We start from the raw sequence: 17,922 nt of genomic DNA, 5'->3' as shown, positions 1-17,922 counted from the left end.
CGGCCGTCGCCGCCCGCCCCGGGGTTTTCCGCTACCGACCTGCGCCGTCCACCACAGCGGCCCACTCGTCCAGCAGCAGCTGGGTGGCCTCGTCGTCCGGCCCCTCGGCCCACAGGTGGGTGACCGCCTCGGCCGGGTCGGGCAGGACCAGCGTCCACCGCCCGTCCGCTTCCACCACCCGCACGCCGTCGGTGGTGTCCAATCGGCGGTTGCCCGCCGCCTCGACCACCGAACGCATCACCATGCCCTTGGCCGCCCACGGCGTCGCGATGTCCCGGCGCTGGATGTGCGCCTGCGGGATCCGGGCGTCGATCTGGCTGAGCGTCAGCTGCGTCCTGGCCACCAGGCCCACCAGCCGGACGAAGGCCGCCGCGCCGTCCAGCACTCCGCTGAACTCCGGCACGATGAAGCCGCCGCGCCCGTCACCGCCGAACACCGTGCCCTCCGCCGAGGCCGCCTTGGCCAGGTCGTCCGGCGAGGTGCTGGTCCAGGTGACCTGGGTGCCGTGGTATGCCGCCACCTGCTCCGCGATCCGGGTGGTGGTCACCGGGAGCGCCACCTGCCCGCTGCGGCGCTCGGCCGCGACCAGGTCCAGCAGCACCAGCAGCGCCCGGTCGTCGCCGATCACCCGGCCGAGCTCGTCCACGAAGGCCACCCGCTCGCCCACCGGGTCGAACCGCACCCCGAACGCCGCCCGCGAGGAGGCCACCAGCTCACCCAGCCGGGCCAGGCCGGCCCGCCGGGACTCTGCGTCCTCGGTCGGCCGCGCCTCGTCCAGACCGCCGCTGACGGTCAGGGCCTCGACCCCGAGCCGGCCCAGGATGCTCGGCAGCACCAGCCCGGCACTGCCGTGCGCGGCGTCCACCACCACCTTCAGCCCGGCCTCCCGGACACCGCTGATGTCCACCGCGCGCAACAGGTTGCCCGCGTAGGAGTCGAAGACGCTGCCCGGGTGCGACAGGTCGCCGATCTCACCGGGGAACGCGCGCCGGTACTCCTGCCGCGCATAGACCCGGTCCAGCTTGCGCTGCCCGGCCTGCGACAGGTCGGCGCCGCGCTCGTCGAAGAACAGGATGTCCAGCGAGTCGGGTACCCCCGGCGAGGTACGGAGGAAGATCCCACCCGCACCGCCCCTGGCGGTGTGCTGGCGTGCCACCGGCAGCGGCACGTTCTCCAGGTCGCGGACGTCGATCGCGCTGGTCTGAAGCGCCGAGATCATCGCCCGCTTGAGCGCTCGCGCACCACGCGAGTGGTCACGCGCGATGGTGACGGTGGCGCCCTTCTTGAGCGTGGTCGCGTACGCGCCCGCCAGCCGGACCGCGAGCTCCGGGGTGATCTCGACGTTCAGGATGCCCGAGACACCGCGCACCCCGAACAGGTGCTCCTGACCGCGTGACTCCCAGATCACCGAGGTGTTGACGAAGGCGCCGGCCTCGATCGTCTTGAACGGGTAGACCCGGACGTTGCCCGAGATGATCGACTCCTCGCCGATCAGGCACTCGTCACCGATCACCGCCCCGTCCTCGATCCGGGCGGCCCGCATGACGTCGGTGTTCTTGCCGACCACGCAGCCGCGCAGATTGCTCTGCGGCCCGATGTACACGTTGTCGTGGATCACCGCCTTGTGCAGGAACGCACCGCGCTTCACGACCACGTTGCTGCCCAGCACGGTGTGCTCGCGGAGCTCCACCCCGGCCTCGACCTTGGCATAGTCCCCGATGTACAGCGGTCCGCGCAGGATCGCCTCCGGGTCCACCTCCGCGCCCTCGGCGATCCAGACCCCCGGGGAGATCTCGAAGCCGTCCAGCTCGACGTCGACCTTGCCCTCCAGGACGTCGGCCTGCGCCTTGCCGTAACTCTCGTGGGTGCCCACGTCCTCCCAGTAGCCCTCGGCGACGTAGCCGAAGACCGGCTTGCCCTCCTTGAGCAACTGCGGGAACACATCGCTTGACCAGTCCACCGACTCGCCCGCCGCGACGTAGTCGAAGACCTCCGGCTCCATCACGTAGATGCCGGTGTTCACGGTGTCCGAGAAGACCTGACCCCAGGTCGGCTTCTCCAGGAACCGCTCCACCCGGCCCTCGTCGTCGGTGATGGTGATCCCGAACTCCAGCGGATTCGGTACCCGGGTCAGACAGACCGTCACCAGCGCTCCCTTGCGCCGGTGGAACGCGATCAGATCGGTGAGGTCGAAGTCGGTCAGAGCGTCACCGGAGATCACCAGAAAGGAGTCGTCCCGGAGCGCGTCCTCAGCGTTCTTGACGCTGCCGGCCGTACCGAGCGGCGTCTCCTCGTTGGCGTAGGTGAGGTGCATACCCAGTTCTTCACCGTCACCGAAGTAGTTCTTCACCAGTGAGGCGAGGAACTGGACGGTGACCACGGTGTCCGTGAGGCCGTGACGTTTGAGCAGCCTCAGGACATGTTCCATGATCGGACGGTTCGCCACCGGCAGCAGCGGTTTGGGCATGCTCGAGGTCATCGGGCGAAGGCGAGTTCCCTCGCCCCCTGCCATCACAACGGCTTTCATATCTGGGTGCGTCCTCCTTCGCGGCTCTGGAATACCCCCTGCGCGGGGGTTCCATCAAACCGTTCCGAAGGCATCTCTACCCGGTAACCCTCTCTCGACGCACCGATGGGACGTGGGACTCGTCTCGTCCCACGTCCCATCAGGGGTTGTGTGCCACAGGTGAGGGGCGCGCAAAGGGGCGCCGCACGGGTGGTGCGGGGTCAGCCGGCGGCTGCCGCGGCGTCCGCCCTCACCAGCTGCCTGACCTGGATGGCGTACAGGATCCCGGCCCACCAGTAGAGCACCGTGCCCCACCAGATGAAGGCCCAGCTCACCACGCCGGCCGTGTCGGCCAGCCAGCCGTGGCCGTCACCCAGCAGCAGCAACGGAAATGCGTACATCAGATTGAACGTGGCCGCCTTGCCGAGGAAGCTGACCTGCAACGGTCCGTAACCGTGCTTGCTCAGAATCGGTAGCAGGGCACCGAGGAACAGCTCCCGCAGCAGCAGAATGGCGGTCAGCCACCACGGCAGAATTTCCCGCCAGGTCAGACCGACCAGGGTGGACAGCACGTACAGCCGGTCCGCCGCCGGGTCCAGGATCTGACCGAGCCGACTGATCTGCCCCCACCGGCGGGCCAACTTCCCGTCCAGATAGTCGCTGATCCCGCTCAGCATCAGGATGGCGATCGCCCAACCGTCGTTGTTGGGCCCGTCGAACACCGGCCAGAGAATCAGCCACAGGAAGATCGGAACGCCCACCAGCCGGCCCATGCTCAGCAGGTTGGGGATGGTGAGGACGCGGTCGGTCTGGACGCGCGTCTCCTGGACCTCCACTCGGGGGCCTCCCTGTACGGTACGTAATACGTTGCGGCACTGACCCTACAACAGAGAAGCCCCCCATCCGGTGAGGATGAGGGGCTTTCTGCGAATGATTGTTCGGCGGCGTCCTACTCTCCCACAGGGTCCCCCCTGCAGTACCATCGGCGCTATGAGGCTTAGCTTCCGGGTTCGGAATGTAACCGGGCGTTTCCCTCACGCTATGACCACCGAAACACTATGAAACTGTCAACCGCACCCCACCGTGACCATGGCAGGGGGTCGTTGTTTCAGAACAACACAGTGGACGCGAGCAACTGAGGACAAGCCCTCGGCCTATTAGTACCGGTCAGCTCCACCCCTTACAGGGCTTCCACATCCGGCCTATCAACCCAGTCGTCTACTGGGAGCCTTACCCTCTCAAGGAGGTGGGAATATTCATCTCGAAGCAGGCTTCCCGCTTAGATGCTTTCAGCGGTTATCCCTCCCGAACGTAGCCAACCAGCCATGCCCTTGGCAGAACAACTGGCACACCAGAGGTTCGTCCGTCCCGGTCCTCTCGTACTAGGGACAGCCCTTCTCAATATTCCTACGCGCACAGCGGATAGGGACCGAACTGTCTCACGACGTTCTAAACCCAGCTCGCGTACCGCTTTAATGGGCGAACAGCCCAACCCTTGGGACCTACTCCAGCCCCAGGATGCGACGAGCCGACATCGAGGTGCCAAACCATCCCGTCGATATGGACTCTTGGGGAAGATCAGCCTGTTATCCCCGGGGTACCTTTTATCCGTTGAGCGACGGCGCTTCCACAAGCCACCGCCGGATCACTAGTCCCGACTTTCGTCCCTGCTCGACCCGTCGGTCTCACAGTCAAGCTCCCTTGTGCACTTACACTCAACACCTGATTGCCAACCAGGCTGAGGGAACCTTTGGGCGCCTCCGTTACTCTTTAGGAGGCAACCGCCCCAGTTAAACTACCCACCAGACACTGTCCCTGATCCGGATCACGGACCCAGGTTAGACATCCAGCACGACCAGAGTGGTATTTCAACGACGACTCCACGACAACTGGCGTTGCCGCTTCAAAGTCTCCCACCTATCCTACACAAGCCGAACCGAACACCAATATCAAGCTATAGTAAAGGTCCCGGGGTCTTTCCGTCCTGCTGCGCGAAACGAGCATCTTTACTCGTAATGCAATTTCACCGGGCCTATGGTTGAGACAGTCGAGAAGTCGTTACGCCATTCGTGCAGGTCGGAACTTACCCGACAAGGAATTTCGCTACCTTAGGATGGTTATAGTTACCACCGCCGTTTACTGGCGCTTAAGTTCTCAGCTTCGCCAACCCGAAGATTGACTAACCGGTCCCCTTAACGTTCCAGCACCGGGCAGGCGTCAGTCCGTATACATCGCCTTACGGCTTCGCACGGACCTGTGTTTTTAGTAAACAGTCGCTTCTCGCTGGTCTCTGCGGCCGGCCCCAGCTCAGAGTGCAAGACTCATCACCAGTTCCGGCCCCCCTTCTCCCGAAGTTACGGGGGCATTTTGCCGAGTTCCTTAACCATAGTTCACCCGAACGCCTCGGTATTCTCTACCTGACCACCTGAGTCGGTTTGGGGTACGGGCCGCCATGAAACTCGCTAGAGGCTTTTCTCGACAGCATAGGATCATCCACTTCACCACAATCGGCTCGGCATCAGGTCTCAGCCTTAATGAGTGACGGATTTGCCTATCACTCGGCCTACACCCTTACCCCGGGACAACCACCGCCCGGGCTGGACTACCTTCCTGCGTCACCCCATCGCTCACCTACTACCCTGTTGGGTCACCGGCTCCACCACGTCCCTTTGTCCGAAGACTCCGGGCCGGCTTCACGGGCTTAGCATTCAGAGGTTCGACGTTGGCGCTTCAAAGCGGGTACGGGAATATCAACCCGTTGTCCATCGACTACGCCTGTCGGCCTCGCCTTAGGTCCCGACTTACCCTGGGCAGATCAGCTTGACCCAGGAACCCTTGGTCAATCGGCGCAAGAGTTTCCCACTCTTGTATCGCTACTCATGCCTGCATTCTCACTCGTGAACCGTCCACAACTGGATTCCTCCGCTGCTTCACCCGGCACACGACGCTCCCCTACCCATCACAGCCCCCGTTGGGGGTATTGCTGCAATGACACGACTTCGGTGGTGTACTTGAGCCCCGCTACATTGTCGGCGCGGAATCACTTGACCAGTGAGCTATTACGCACTCTTTCAAGGGTGGCTGCTTCTAAGCCAACCTCCTGGTTGTCTCTGCGACTCCACATCCTTTCCCACTTAGCACACGCTTAGGGACCTTAGTCGGTGTTCTGGGCTGTTTCCCTCTCGACCATGGAGCTTATCCCCCACAGTCTCACTGCCACGCTCTCACTTACCGGCATTCGGAGTTTGGCTAAGGTCAGTAACCCGGTGAGGCCCATCGCCTATCCAGTGCTCTACCTCCGGCAAGAAACACGTGACGCTGCACCTAAATGCATTTCGGGGAGAACCAGCTATCACGGAGTTTGATTGGCCTTTCACCCCTAACCACAGGTCATCCCCCAGGTTTTCAACCCTGGTGGGTTCGGTCCTCCACGAAGTCTTACCTCCGCTTCAACCTGCCCATGGCTAGATCACTCCGCTTCGGGTCTTGGGCATGCAACTGTACCGCCCTATTCGGACTCGCTTTCGCTACGGCTACCCCACACGGGTTAACCTCGCTACACACCGCAAACTCGCAGGCTCATTCTTCAAAAGGCACGCAGTCACGAGACACACAGCAAGCTGCATGTCCGACGCTCCCACGGCTTGTAGGCACACGGTTTCAGGTACTATTTCACTCCGCTCCCGCGGTACTTTTCACCATTCCCTCACGGTACTATCCGCTATCGGTCACTAGGGAATATTTAGGCTTAGCGGGTGGTCCCGCCAGATTCACACGGAATTTCTCGGGCTCCGTGCTACTTGGGAGAAGCTCAAGTGAGCCGCACAGATTTCGTCTACGGGGGTCTTACCCTCTACGCCGGACCTTTCGCATGTCCTTCGACTATCCATACGGTTTCTGACTCACCGACCGGCCGGCAGACCAATCAAGAACTTTCCCACGACCCCGCTCTGGCAACCCCTGCCGGGTCTCACACCAAAACGGTTTAGCCTCATCCGGTTTCGCTCGCCACTACTCCCGGAATCACGGTTGTTTTCTCTTCCTGAGGGTACTGAGATGTTTCACTTCCCCTCGTTCCCTCCACACACCCTATGTGTTCAGGTGCGGGTGACAGCCCATGACGACTGCCGGGTTTCCCCATTCGGAAACCCCCGGATCAAAGCCTGGTTGACGGCTCCCCGGGGACTATCGTGGCCTCCCACGTCCTTCATCGGTTCCTAGTGCCAAGGCATCCACCGTGCGCCCTTAAAAACTTGGCCACAGATGCTCGCGTCCACTGTGCAGTTCTCAAACAACGACCAGACACCCACCCTCGGCACCCCTGACAGGATGTCCTCAAGTAGGACCGGCACTGAAGCAACAGCCTCACGGCCGTTCCCTCAGGACCCAACAACGTGCCCGACACACCCGCCCTCACCGACCCACTTTCCACGCCGAAGCAGTACTTGTGAGGCCAACAGACCGTGTGTGCCGAATAGTCAACGTTCCACCCATGAGCAACCAACCGAGAGCATTCGTCCCGGTCTGGCTATGTGCTCCTTAGAAAGGAGGTGATCCAGCCGCACCTTCCGGTACGGCTACCTTGTTACGACTTCGTCCCAATCGCTGGTCCCACCTTCGACGGCTCCTCCCCTTACGGGTTAGGCCACCGGCTTCGGGTGTTACCGACTTTCGTGACGTGACGGGCGGTGTGTACAAGGCCCGGGAACGTATTCACCGCAGCATGCTGATCTGCGATTACTAGCAACTCCAACTTCATGGGGTCGAGTTGCAGACCCCAATCCGAACTGAGGCCGGCTTTTTGGGATTCGCTCCGCCTCGCGGCATCGCAGCCCTTTGTACCGACCATTGTAGCACGTGTGCAGCCCAAGACATAAGGGGCATGATGATTTGACGTCGTCCCCACCTTCCTCCGAGTTGACCCCGGCAGTCTCCTGTGAGTCCCCATCACCCCGAAAGGCATGCTGGCAACACAGAACAAGGGTTGCGCTCGTTGCGGGACTTAACCCAACATCTCACGACACGAGCTGACGACAACCATGCACCACCTGTATACCGACCACAAGGGGGCGACTATCTCTAGCCGTTTCCGGTATATGTCAAGCCTTGGTAAGGTTCTTCGCGTTGCGTCGAATTAAGCCACATGCTCCGCTGCTTGTGCGGGCCCCCGTCAATTCCTTTGAGTTTTAGCCTTGCGGCCGTACTCCCCAGGCGGGGAACTTAATGCGTTAGCTGCGGCACCGACGACGTGGAATGTCGCCAACACCTAGTTCCCAACGTTTACGGCGTGGACTACCAGGGTATCTAATCCTGTTCGCTCCCCACGCTTTCGCTCCTCAGCGTCAGTAATGGCCCAGAGATCCGCCTTCGCCACCGGTGTTCCTCCTGATATCTGCGCATTTCACCGCTACACCAGGAATTCCGATCTCCCCTACCACACTCAAGCCTGCCCGTATCGAATGCAGACCCGGGGTTAAGCCCCGGGCTTTCACAACCGACGCGACAAGCCGCCTACGAGCTCTTTACGCCCAATAATTCCGGACAACGCTCGCACCCTACGTATTACCGCGGCTGCTGGCACGTAGTTAGCCGGTGCTTCTTCTGCAGGTACCGTCACTTGCGCTTCTTCCCTGCTGAAAGAGGTTTACAACCCGAAGGCCGTCATCCCTCACGCGGCGTCGCTGCATCAGGCTTTCGCCCATTGTGCAATATTCCCCACTGCTGCCTCCCGTAGGAGTCTGGGCCGTGTCTCAGTCCCAGTGTGGCCGGTCGCCCTCTCAGGCCGGCTACCCGTCGTCGCCTTGGTAGGCCATTACCCCACCAACAAGCTGATAGGCCGCGGGATCATCCTGCACCGCCGGAGCTTTCCACCAACCCCCATGCAGAGGAAGGTCATATCCGGTATTAGACCTCGTTTCCAAGGCTTGTCCCAGAGTGCAGGGCAGATTTCCCACGTGTTACTCACCCGTTCGCCACTAATCCACTCCGAAGAGCTTCATCGTTCGACTTGCATGTGTTAAGCACGCCGCCAGCGTTCGTCCTGAGCCAGGATCAAACTCTCCGTGAATGTCTGCAGGTAATCCTGCAACCACTCGCGTTGAGCGGCACGGCAACCACCGGAATAGGCGGCCCCGCGCACTGCGTCCTCGCTAGTGTTTTACTTCATAAAGGAATCTCCAACCCCACAAAGTGAGGCCGGGGATGTCAACATATCTGGCGTTGACTTTTGGCACGCTGTTGAGTTCTCAAGGAACGGACACTTCCTTCGAGCCGCTTATCAGGCGGACCCTCCGGGTGCTTTGTTCGTGTTCACCAGCTTAGCAGATCCGTTTACCTCGTTTTAACCGAAGTTTTTCGAACCCGTCATCCGGTGTTCATCACCGTCTCGCGGCGACTCGACAAACCATAGCCCTTCTGCGGCGGAGTGCCTAATCGAGGCTCGCGCCCGGCGCCCAGAGCTCACCTGCTCGGCCCAGCGCACGCGCCCGACACCTCTCTGTGCCGCGCCGATCCGTGCGATCAGCGCCACGGACCCGCATGGCGTAGAGTGCGGCGCGTCAACCAAGAGGACTAGACCACTCGTGCCCCAACGAACCCCTGCCAGCAGGGGCGACGGTGGGACGGGAGAGCAAACGTGCACGCCGGAGGCAGACCCGCCACTCGGGTCAACAGTCGGCGTCGGCTTGCAAAATGTCCATAGTTGACATGATTTAGGCTTCAGCACGATCCCACCGCCGCTGCCTGCGGCGGCACGCTGTGCTCCGTACCTGGGAGGCTCCACCATGACCACTGTGACCTCGCCGCTGGCTGGTCGCGCCGTCGGGCTCGCCGCGGTGCCCGATCCCGTCTTCGCCGGTGCGATGGTGGGGCCTGGCACCGCTATCGACCCCGTGCGTGAGCCCACCGAGGCGGTCGCTCCGGTGGACGGCATCGTCGTCTCCATGCATCCGCACGCCTTCGTCGTGGTGGATGCCGACGGGCACGGGGTCCTGACCCACCTGGGCATCGACACCGTCCAGCTCAACGGCGAAGGCTTCGAGCTGCTGGTGTCCAAGGGCGACACGGTCACCCGTGGCCAGGCCGTCATCCGCTGGAACCCGGCCGAGGTCGAGAAGGCCGGCAAGTCGCCGATCTCCCCGATCGTCGCGCTGGAGGCCTCGCCGGACGCACTTTCCGGGGTGGTCGAGGCCGGTGACATCGCCGTCGACGGCAATCTGTTCGTCTGGAACTGACGGACCGAGAAGACCTGACGCGCCGTCCCGTCCCGCAGTCCGGGGTGGGGCGGCTCGGCCAGTACCCGGGTGAAAGGAACCCCCAATGGAACAGGCGCTGCGAGGCGTAGGTGTCAGCCACGGTGTCGCGATCGGCCAGGTCCGGCACATGGGCACGGCCGTGCTGGAACCGCCGGCCACCCAGATCCCCACCGCGGACGCGCCGCGCGAGCAGGCTCGGGCCCAGGCAGCCGTGGACGCGGTCGCGGCGGATCTGATCGCCCGCGGCAACCTGGCGGGCGGTGAGGCGCAGGCAGTGCTTGAGGCCCAGGCCCTGATGGCGCAGGACCCGGAGCTGATCGCCGACGTGAACCGCCGGATCGCCGTCGGCAGCAGCGCCGAGCGCGGCGTCTACGACGCATTCGCCGCGTACCGGGCGCTGCTCGCGGCCGCCGGGGACTACTTGGCCGGCCGGGTGGCCGACCTGGACGACGTACGGAACCGGATCGTGGCCCGGCTGCTCGGCGTGCCGATGCCGGGTGTGCCTGACAGCGACGAGCCGTACGTGCTGTTCGCCCGGGACCTGGCGCCCGCCGACACCGCGCTGCTGGATCCGACGCTGGTGCTCGGCTTCGTCACCGAGGAGGGCGGGCCGACCAGCCACAGCGCCATTCTGGCCCGGGCGATGGGGGTGCCCGCCGTGGTCGCCATGCCCGGGGCGACCGACCTGCCGGAGGGCGTCTTGGTCGCGGTGGACGGTTCCACAGGTGAGGTGCTGATCGACCCGTCCGAGGAGAAGCAGGCCGAGCTGCGCCGGGTCGCCGCCGAGCGGCGGGCCGCGCTCTCCGCCTCCTCGGGCCCGGGGCAGACGTCGGACGGGCACAAGGTGCCGCTGCTCGCCAACATCGGTGGCCCGGCGGATCTGTCGGCGGCGCTGGAGAACGGCGCCGAGGGCGTCGGCCTGTTCCGTACCGAGTTCCTCTTCCTGGACGACTCGGCGAAGGCGCCCAGCGAAGAGAAGCAGATCAAGGCGTACCGCAAGGTGCTGGAGGCCTTCCCCGAGGGCCGGGTGGTGGTGCGGGCGCTGGACGCCGGCGCCGACAAGCCGTTGGACTTCCTCACACCGGCGGAAGAGCCCAACCCGGCGCTCGGTGTGCGGGGGCTGCGCACCCTGCTGGAGCACCCCGAGGTGATGCGGACCCAGCTGCGCGCACTGGCCCGCGCCGCCGAGGGTCTGCCGGTCCACCTCGAGGTGATGGCCCCGATGGTGGCCGACCGGGTCGACGCCAGGGCGTTCGCCGACGCCTGCCGCGAGGCCGGGCTGAGGGCGAAGTTCGGCGCGATGGTGGAGATCCCGTCCGCCGCGCTGCGGGCCCGTTCGATCCTCAACGAGGTCGAGTTCCTCTCGCTCGGCACCAACGATCTTGCTCAGTACACCTTCGCGGCGGACCGCCAGGTCGGCGCGCTGGCCCGTCTCCAGGATCCGTGGCAGCCCGCGCTGCTCGATCTGGTGGCGCTCGCGGCCGAGGCCGCGAGGTCGGTGGGCAAGAGCTGCGGTGTCTGTGGCGAGGCGGCCTCCGACCCGCTGCTGGCCTGTGTGCTGACCGGCCTCGGTGTCACCAGCCTGTCGATGGGCGCGGCGTCGATCCCGTACGTGCGCTCGACGCTGGCGAAGTACACCCTGGCGCAGTGCCGGCGGGCGGCGGAGGCCGCCCGTGCGATGGACACCGCCGAGGAGGCGCGCGCCGCCGCGCAGCAAGTGCTCTCCGGCGAGTAGTCGACAAGCGAGAGGGGGCGTCCACCGGTCGGTGGACGCCCCCTCTCGGCGTTCAGCCGCGGCGGTCGCGGCCGAGCTGTTCGAAGAACCGCAGGTGGTCGAGGTTGTCGACCGAGCCGGGGTTGACCGCCTGTTCCAGCGGGGTGCCGGCGAGCAGGCGCTTGACCGGTACCTCGATCCGCTTGCCGGTGAGGGTGTGCGGCAGGCCGTTCACCGCGATCACCTCGTCGGGGACGTGCCGGGGCGAGAGTTCGGTGCGCAGCGAGCTACGGATCCGGCCCGTCAGGTCCTCGTCCAGGGTGGCGCCGGGGGCGAGCACGACGAAGAGCGGCATCCAGTAGCCGCCCTCGGCCTCCTCCAGGCCGATCACCAGGGACTCGGTGATCTCGGGCAGGCGCTCGACCACCTCGTAGATGTCGGCGGAGCCCATCCGGACGCCCTGCCGGTTGAGGGTGGAGTCGGAGCGGCCGTGGATCACGACCGTGCCGCGTGAGGTGACGGTGATCCAGTCGCCGTGCCGCCAGACGCCGGGGTAGGTGTCGAAGTAGCTGTCGTGGTAGCGGCTGCCGTCCTTGTCGCCCCAGAAGCCGATCGGCATCGAGGGCAGCGGTTCGGTGACGACCAGCTCGCCGACCTGGTCGGTGAGCGGTTGGCCGTTGACGTCCCAGGCCGCGACGGCGGCGCCGAGGCAAGGGGCCTGGATCTCGCCGAGGAACACCGGCAGGGTCGGGACGCCGCCGACGAAGCAGGAGCAGACGTCGGTACCGCCGCTGACCGAGGCGAGCCAGACGTCCTGCTTCACCTCGTCGTAGATCCACTGGAAGCCGTCGGGCGGCAGCGGCGAGCCGGTGGTGCCGAGGCAGCGGACGGCGGAGAGGTCGAGGTCGCGGCCCGGGTGCAGCTCGGCCTTGCGGCTGGCGATCACGTACGCGGCAGAGGTACCGAGCACGGTGGCGCGGGTGCGGGCGGCGACCGACCAGAGGGCGCCGGTGTCGGGGTGGCCGGGGCTGCCGTCGTAGGTGACGATCGTGGATCCGACCAGCAGGCCGGCGATGAGGAAGTTCCACATCATCCAGCCGGTCGAGGTGTACCAGAAGAACCGGTCCTCGGGGCCGAGGTCGAGGTGCAGGCCGGCCTGCTTGAGGTGCTCGACCAGGATGCCGCCCTGGCTCTGGACGATGGCCTTGGGCAGGCCGGTGGTGCCGGAGGAGTACAGCACCCAGAGCGGGTGGTCGAACGGGACGGGTTCGAAGACCGGTTCGCCCGCTCCCGACGTTGCTGTGGCGGCGGTCAGCGTGCTCCAGGGCAGGGCGCCTTCGGGGGCCTCGGTCCCGAGCAGCGGGACGTGCACCACGGTCTGCAGGGAGGGGAGTTCGCGGCGCAGTTCCGCGACCACCTCGCGGCGGTCGTGGCTCTTGCCGCCGTAGTGGTAACCGTCCACGGCGATCAGGGCGACGGGTTCGAGCTGCTGGAAGCGGTCGAGCACGCTGCGGGCGCCGAAGTCGGGGGCGCAGCTGGTCCAGACGGCACCGACGGCGGCGGTGGCCAGCAGGGCGACCACGGCTTCGGGGATGTTCGGCAGGTAGCCGGCCACCCGGTCGCCGGGGCGGATGCCGTGCTCGCGCAGTGCGGCGCTCAACGAGCCGACCTGGCGGCGGAGTTCGGCCCAGCTGAGTGCGGTAGGCGGCTCTCCGCTCTCGTCCAGGTGGAGGATCGCGGGCCTGTCCCGGTCGCCGGCCTGCTCGCCCCGGCGGAGGGCTTCGGCGGCGTAGTTGAGGCGGGCGCCCGGGAACCAGCGGGCGCCGGGCATGGACCGGTCGGTGAGCACCGCCTCCGGTTCGGTGCTGAACCGGACGTCGAACCACTCGGTGACGGCGCCCCAGAACCGGGGCAGGTCCTCGGTGGACCAGGCGTGCAGGGCGGCGTACCGGGCGGCGGCCTGGTCGTCGTCGGCGGCGGGCGCGAGCGGCGCTGCGGGCGCGCCGTGGTGTTCGGCGGCCCAGGCCTGGAAGGCGACGATCTGGGTGGCGACGGCGCGAGCGGGGTCGGGCCGCCAGAGCGGCTGATCCTGGGGTGGGGTGCTCACGGTGGTGGTCTCCCGGCCGGTCAGTGGGACGGGACCGGCTCGTGACCGCCCGCCCCGGAGGAGCGTTGACGGTGCTGGACTCTGCCACGTGATCGTCGCGCGCGCCAGGGTGGGCAGGCCCGCCGCACGCCTGCGGCGCCCTCGATGGGCACCGCCAGGTGGCGGTGCCCATCGAGGGCCGGACTCGGCGTCAGATCTGCCGTTCCCCGATGCGGGGTTTCGCGGTCCGGGAGCACTGTGGGTTGTGGCACGGTCCCGCTGTCCAACGGCTGGCTCCTGTGCCCGTACCGTCCCGTTCCCCTCCTGCGTACACCGCCTCCACCGAGGCATTGCAGCGACCGCAGGTCATGTCTTTCGGCTTGGCCGTCAAAGGCCCGGTGTTGTGCATGGTTGCATGCTATTCATCCGCCTTCCGGCACTGAGCAGATTCCCGCTATCGAAACGGAGGGTGGTCATTGATCCGGCGATTCGCCTTCCGGAACTGAGGTGTCGACACGGCGCTGATCAGCACCTTCTCCGGAAAGAGGGGCAGCAGTGACGGCTGACCGGTCAGTTCTTAACGTACTTGGCGTTCTGAACGCCAAGCCCCCCCGCACTGCTGGTCACGCGGTGCTTCACCACGCTCAGCGGTCCGAGCCCCGACAGTGCGCCGATCAGCTCCTCGGGGGTGGGGGCGGACGACTCCGTCGCGCTCACTGCGATGGTGTAGGTCCGGAGCAGGTGCTGCGGCCGAAGGTCGCCGAGGGAGCTCAGGTAGCGGACGGGGACCATGGCCCGGGGCGCGGGCGGCGGACCGTCCGGCCGGCCGAGGACGAGCAGCAGATCGGCCGCCTCCGTGGCGAGCCGCAGGCTGCTGCGCCGGTCCGACATCACGTAGCACCACTCGGCGGGGTGCTGGCCCCGGAGCAGCGGGAACCGGTCGCGCAGGGCCCGGAGCAGCGGGGTCACGTCCTCGATCGGCGCGCAGGGGCGGATCACGAACGACAACCGACTGCCGTCCAGGTCCCCGAGCCGCGCCAGGTCCGCCGGCTCCACCACCGTCACACAGCCCTCCGGGTCGGCGGTTGCCGGGCGGTCCTGCCGGTGGCCGTTCGCCTGGCCGAGCAGCAGGACCGTGTCCCCCCGTTCCCGGAACCTCCGCACCGACGCCCAGGCCCTGCGGGCTTTGGCACACTCCCCCAACCGGGCTCCCGGTACGCGGATCTCCCGTCGGCCTCTCCCCTGCTCCGGCCAGACCGGCAGGATCACCCGCCGGGTCCTCAGCACCGCCGACCACTCGTCGACGCATTCGCGCGCGAGGTCGGCGTACCGTTTCCGGGCAGCGACGGCCAGGCCCACCGCCCGCCCGTCCGGGTCCAGGTAGCTGACCAAGGGAACCGAGGCGGTACCCGGTCCGCCGGACGTGAGCGGCTGCTCCAGTGGGGCCAGTCCGGCGGGAACGCCCCGGTCCGTCAGCCAGGCACGCAGGAACGGTGCCGAGGGACAGTCCATCCGACCACGGCCGGGATGCACAACGCTCGTCGCCACCACCACGTCGTCGGGCAACTCCTCACTGGTTGTCAGCTGCTCAGACCTGCGGGTGCGGTTCATCGGTGCCTTCCCCCTGAAAATCGGCCTCGTCATATGACACAAGCATGATCTTCGATGGTTCGGCACTGCTTTCGCTCCGGATGGGATAGTTCACTCCGACGGCCGCCGAACACGAATTTACGATATTCGGATTGCATGTACCGCTCTCCCGCAATCCTTCCGACCGCCCGTGTCTCGTGGCGCCGCTATCGGGTGAAGGCGAGCACCGTGTTGTGGCCCCCGAATCCGAGGGAATGGCTCAGTGCCAGATCGATCCGCTGGGGACGGGCAGGGCCGGCGACCACGTCCACCCGGTCGGTATGGTCGTCGGGTGCCGTGAAGTTCGCGGTCGGGGGAACCGTCTGACGGACGATGCTGGCAACGGTGAGGACCGCCTCGATGGCTCCCGCGGCGCCCATGGTGTGCCCCAGGCACCCTTTGGCAGAGGTCACCGTGGGTGCGTGACGGGTGAACAGCTCGCGGATCGTGGTGGCTTCGGCCCGGTCGTTGAGCGGCGTACTGGTGCCGTGGGCGTTGATGTGGTCGACATCGGCGAGAGTGGCGTCCGCAGCGCCCAGGGCGGTGGTGACGGCACGGCGCAGGCCGGTTCCCCGTGGGTCGGGCGCGGTGGCGTGGTGGGCGTCGCTGGTGGAGGCGTAGCCGGCCAGGGTGGCGTGCGTCCGAATCCGGCGCGCTGCGGCGTGCTCGGCGCGTTCGAGGATGAGGACGCCCGCTCCTTCGGCCAGCACGAAGCCGTCGCGGTCCCGGTCGAAAGGGCGGGAAGCCCGGGCCGGATCGCCGGTGCGACGGGAGAGTGCGCCCATCTTGGCGAAGGCGGCGGCGCACAGTGGGGTGACCATGGCGTCGGTGCCGCAGGCCATGGCGAGGTCGCACTGGCCCGCCGTCAGCAGCAGGGCGGCGGTGATGACCGCCGTGGCGCCCGAGGCGCAGGCGGTGGAGGTCTGCAGGGACGGGCCCCGGATGCCCAGTTCGAGCGCCAGGTGGCCGGCGGCCATGTTTGGGAGGTACCCCGTGAGGGTGAGCGGCGACACGGTGGTGGGGCCGCCGGACAGCAGCCTGCGGTGCTGGGTCTCCAGGGTGCCGACGCCACCGGCGGCCGAGCCGACCACCAGGGCCACCCGCGCGCCGTCCCAGCTGCCGCTGGAGAGGCCCGCGTCGGCCATCGCCTCGTGCGCGGCGGCGAGGAGGAACAGGGTGCTGCGGTCGTAGCGCCAGGGCTGGCGGATCGGCACCGAGTCCGCTGCGAACCCGGGTACTCGGCCCGAGATGGCCACCGGCAGTCCGGCGAGCTCGGGGTCGGGACGGGCGGCGGAGAGGCCACCGCACACCGTCGACCAGGTCGCTTCGGTCCCGATGCCGCCCGGGGTCACCAGCCCGGTGCCGGTCACCACGATCGCCCCGCCCACTAGGTGCGCTCGGATTCGGTCGCAGCGGCCGCGAGCAGCTCGGTGATCCGGCGGGCGATCCCGTCGACGGTCTGGTCCGCATCCGCCTCGTTCTCGTCCAGCGGGACGTTCCAGTGTTCCTGGAGCGTCAAGTGGAGCTCGACGACGGCCAGGGAGTCCAGCTCCAGGTCCGCCAGGGTGGCCTGCGGGTCGATGTGCTCGGCGGGCACCTCGAACTTCTCGGTCAGGAGGGTGGCGAGGTGCTGGCTGACGGCGTCCATGCGTGGCTCCTCAGGAGGTCGGTACTGCTCAGTGGGGTGAGGTCGAGCTCCGGGCTCGGCGAGCGGGTCCGGGGGACGGCGGCGGGCCAGTTCAATGCCACGGAGGCCCAGGTCAGGCCACCGCCGAAGGCGGTCAGCAGGGTCCGTCGGCCGGAGGTGAGGGCGCCGTGGGTGACGGGATCGGCCATCACCAGCGGGATGGAGGCCGCCGCTGTGTTCCCGACGTCGCGGATGTTTCCGAACCGGTGCTCCGGGTCGATTCCCAGGCGTCCGGCGACGGCGTCGAGGATGCGCTGGTTGGCTTGGTGGCCGATGAACGCCTCGACGGTCTCCGCAGGCCAGCCCGCACGGTCGAGCGCCTCGCGCGCGGACGCCACCATGCGTCGGACGGCATGCGCGTAGACCTCGCGGCCCTGCATCTGGAAGGTGGTCCCCTTCGGGTCGAGCTGGGGTAGGTGCATCGGTTGCCGGGAGCCCCCGCCGGGGACGGCGATGAGCTGGTGGCCGCTCCCGTCGGCGCCGAGAGCGGCGGCCACGACCGCACCCGGCGCGTCGATCCGGCCCGGGCGCAGCAGGACGGCACCGGCGCCGTCGCCGAAGAGGGCGGCGGTGTCACGGTCGGTCGGGTCCACGATCGTGGAGTACGTGTCGGCTCCCACCACCAGCGGCGCACGGCACAGGCCGCTGTGCAGCAGGGCGGTGGCGGTGGTGAGGGCGTAGAGGAAGCCGGAGCAGACGGCACCGACGTCGAAGGCCGGCACGGTGCCCAGGCCGAGCCGGTGGGCAACGTACGGTGCGGTGGCCGGACAGGGCTGGTCAGGGGTGCTGGTGGCCAGGACCAGCAGGTCCGGGGCTGACCCGCCGTCGGAGGAGATGGCCCCCCGGCCGGCCGCGACGGCCAGGTCTCCGGTACTGATGCCCGGGGCGACCCGCCGCCGGTGGGCGATGCCGGTGCGTGTACGAATCCACTCGTCGGTCGTCCGGAGCCGGCCGGCCTCGATGACGGCGGCGTTGTCGAGGACCTGTTCGGGCAGGCCGGCGCCTATCCCGGTGATGACGGCGGTCGTCTCCTCGAAGCGCATGCCG

General features: G+C 66.8%; 9 protein-coding genes and 3 rRNA genes. 2 read left to right on the top strand and 10 right to left on the bottom strand.

What is annotated here, in order from left to right; all coding sequences use genetic code 11:
* Window positions 1-31 precede the first annotated feature (31 nt).
* The 5 genes from ACKUU6_RS27885 to ACKUU6_RS27865 form a co-directional block, all read right to left on the bottom strand.
* Window positions 32-2,527, bottom strand: a complete 2,496-nt coding sequence (locus tag ACKUU6_RS27885; RefSeq protein WP_407991327.1) for a sugar phosphate nucleotidyltransferase — start codon at window positions 2,525-2,527, stop codon at window positions 32-34.
* Between the two features lie 200 nt (window positions 2,528-2,727).
* Window positions 2,728-3,342, bottom strand: a complete 615-nt coding sequence (locus tag ACKUU6_RS27880; protein WP_407991326.1) for a CDP-alcohol phosphatidyltransferase family protein — start codon at window positions 3,340-3,342, stop codon at window positions 2,728-2,730.
* A gap of 100 nt (window positions 3,343-3,442) precedes the next feature.
* Window positions 3,443-3,559 (bottom strand): 5S ribosomal RNA (gene rrf / locus ACKUU6_RS27875).
* Window positions 3,560-3,643: 84 nt separating this feature from the next.
* A 23S ribosomal RNA gene (locus tag ACKUU6_RS27870) occupies window positions 3,644-6,765 on the bottom strand.
* 284 nt (window positions 6,766-7,049) lie between these two features.
* Window positions 7,050-8,573 (bottom strand): 16S ribosomal RNA (locus ACKUU6_RS27865).
* Together the 16S, 23S and 5S rRNA genes form the textbook arrangement of a ribosomal RNA operon.
* A gap of 715 nt (window positions 8,574-9,288) precedes the next feature.
* On the opposite strand from ACKUU6_RS27865, the gene ACKUU6_RS27860 reads away from it, so the two are divergent.
* Together ACKUU6_RS27860 and ptsP are read left to right on the top strand one after the other, a co-directional pair.
* Window positions 9,289-9,738 carry a PTS sugar transporter subunit IIA gene (locus tag ACKUU6_RS27860; protein WP_407991325.1) on the top strand — a complete coding sequence of 150 codons (450 nt, stop codon included), beginning with the start codon at window positions 9,289-9,291 and terminating at the stop codon, window positions 9,736-9,738.
* A gap of 85 nt (window positions 9,739-9,823) precedes the next feature.
* Window positions 9,824-11,494, top strand: a complete 1,671-nt coding sequence (gene ptsP, locus ACKUU6_RS27855; RefSeq protein WP_407991324.1) for a phosphoenolpyruvate--protein phosphotransferase — start codon at window positions 9,824-9,826, stop codon at window positions 11,492-11,494.
* Window positions 11,495-11,546: 52 nt separating this feature from the next.
* On the opposite strand, the gene ACKUU6_RS27850 is transcribed toward ptsP, so the two are convergent.
* The 5 genes from ACKUU6_RS27850 to ACKUU6_RS27830 form a co-directional block, all read right to left on the bottom strand.
* The gene (locus tag ACKUU6_RS27850) at window positions 11,547-13,580 is read right to left on the bottom strand and encodes an acetoacetate--CoA ligase (RefSeq protein WP_407991323.1); all 2,034 of its coding nucleotides are present in this window, start codon (window positions 13,578-13,580) and stop codon (window positions 11,547-11,549) included.
* 549 nt (window positions 13,581-14,129) lie between these two features.
* Window positions 14,130-15,071: a hypothetical protein gene (locus ACKUU6_RS27845; protein ID WP_407991322.1), complete on the bottom strand. Its 942-nt coding sequence runs from the start codon at window positions 15,069-15,071 to the stop codon at window positions 14,130-14,132.
* 284 nt (window positions 15,072-15,355) lie between these two features.
* Window positions 15,356-16,564 (bottom strand): beta-ketoacyl-[acyl-carrier-protein] synthase family protein, encoded by a 1,209-nt coding sequence (locus ACKUU6_RS27840; RefSeq protein ID WP_407992260.1) that lies wholly within the window; start codon window positions 16,562-16,564, stop codon window positions 15,356-15,358.
* 11 nt (window positions 16,565-16,575) lie between these two features.
* A complete protein-coding gene (locus tag ACKUU6_RS27835) occupies window positions 16,576-16,836 on the bottom strand; it encodes an acyl carrier protein (RefSeq protein ID WP_407991321.1) in 261 nt (86 codons plus the stop codon).
* Window positions 16,800-17,918, bottom strand: a complete 1,119-nt coding sequence (locus ACKUU6_RS27830) for a beta-ketoacyl-ACP synthase III (protein ID WP_407991320.1) — start codon at window positions 17,916-17,918, stop codon at window positions 16,800-16,802. The genes ACKUU6_RS27835 and ACKUU6_RS27830 overlap by 37 nt, the downstream gene beginning before the upstream one ends.
* Between the last annotated feature and the right edge of the window lie 4 nt (window positions 17,919-17,922).

Origin of the sequence: Kitasatospora sp. CMC57, assembly GCF_045866025.2 — a bacterium.
Classification (GTDB): domain Bacteria; phylum Actinomycetota; class Actinomycetes; order Streptomycetales; family Streptomycetaceae; genus Kitasatospora.
The sequence above is the reverse complement of the archived record's forward strand: the minus strand, read 5'-3'. Positions and strand labels throughout refer to the sequence as shown.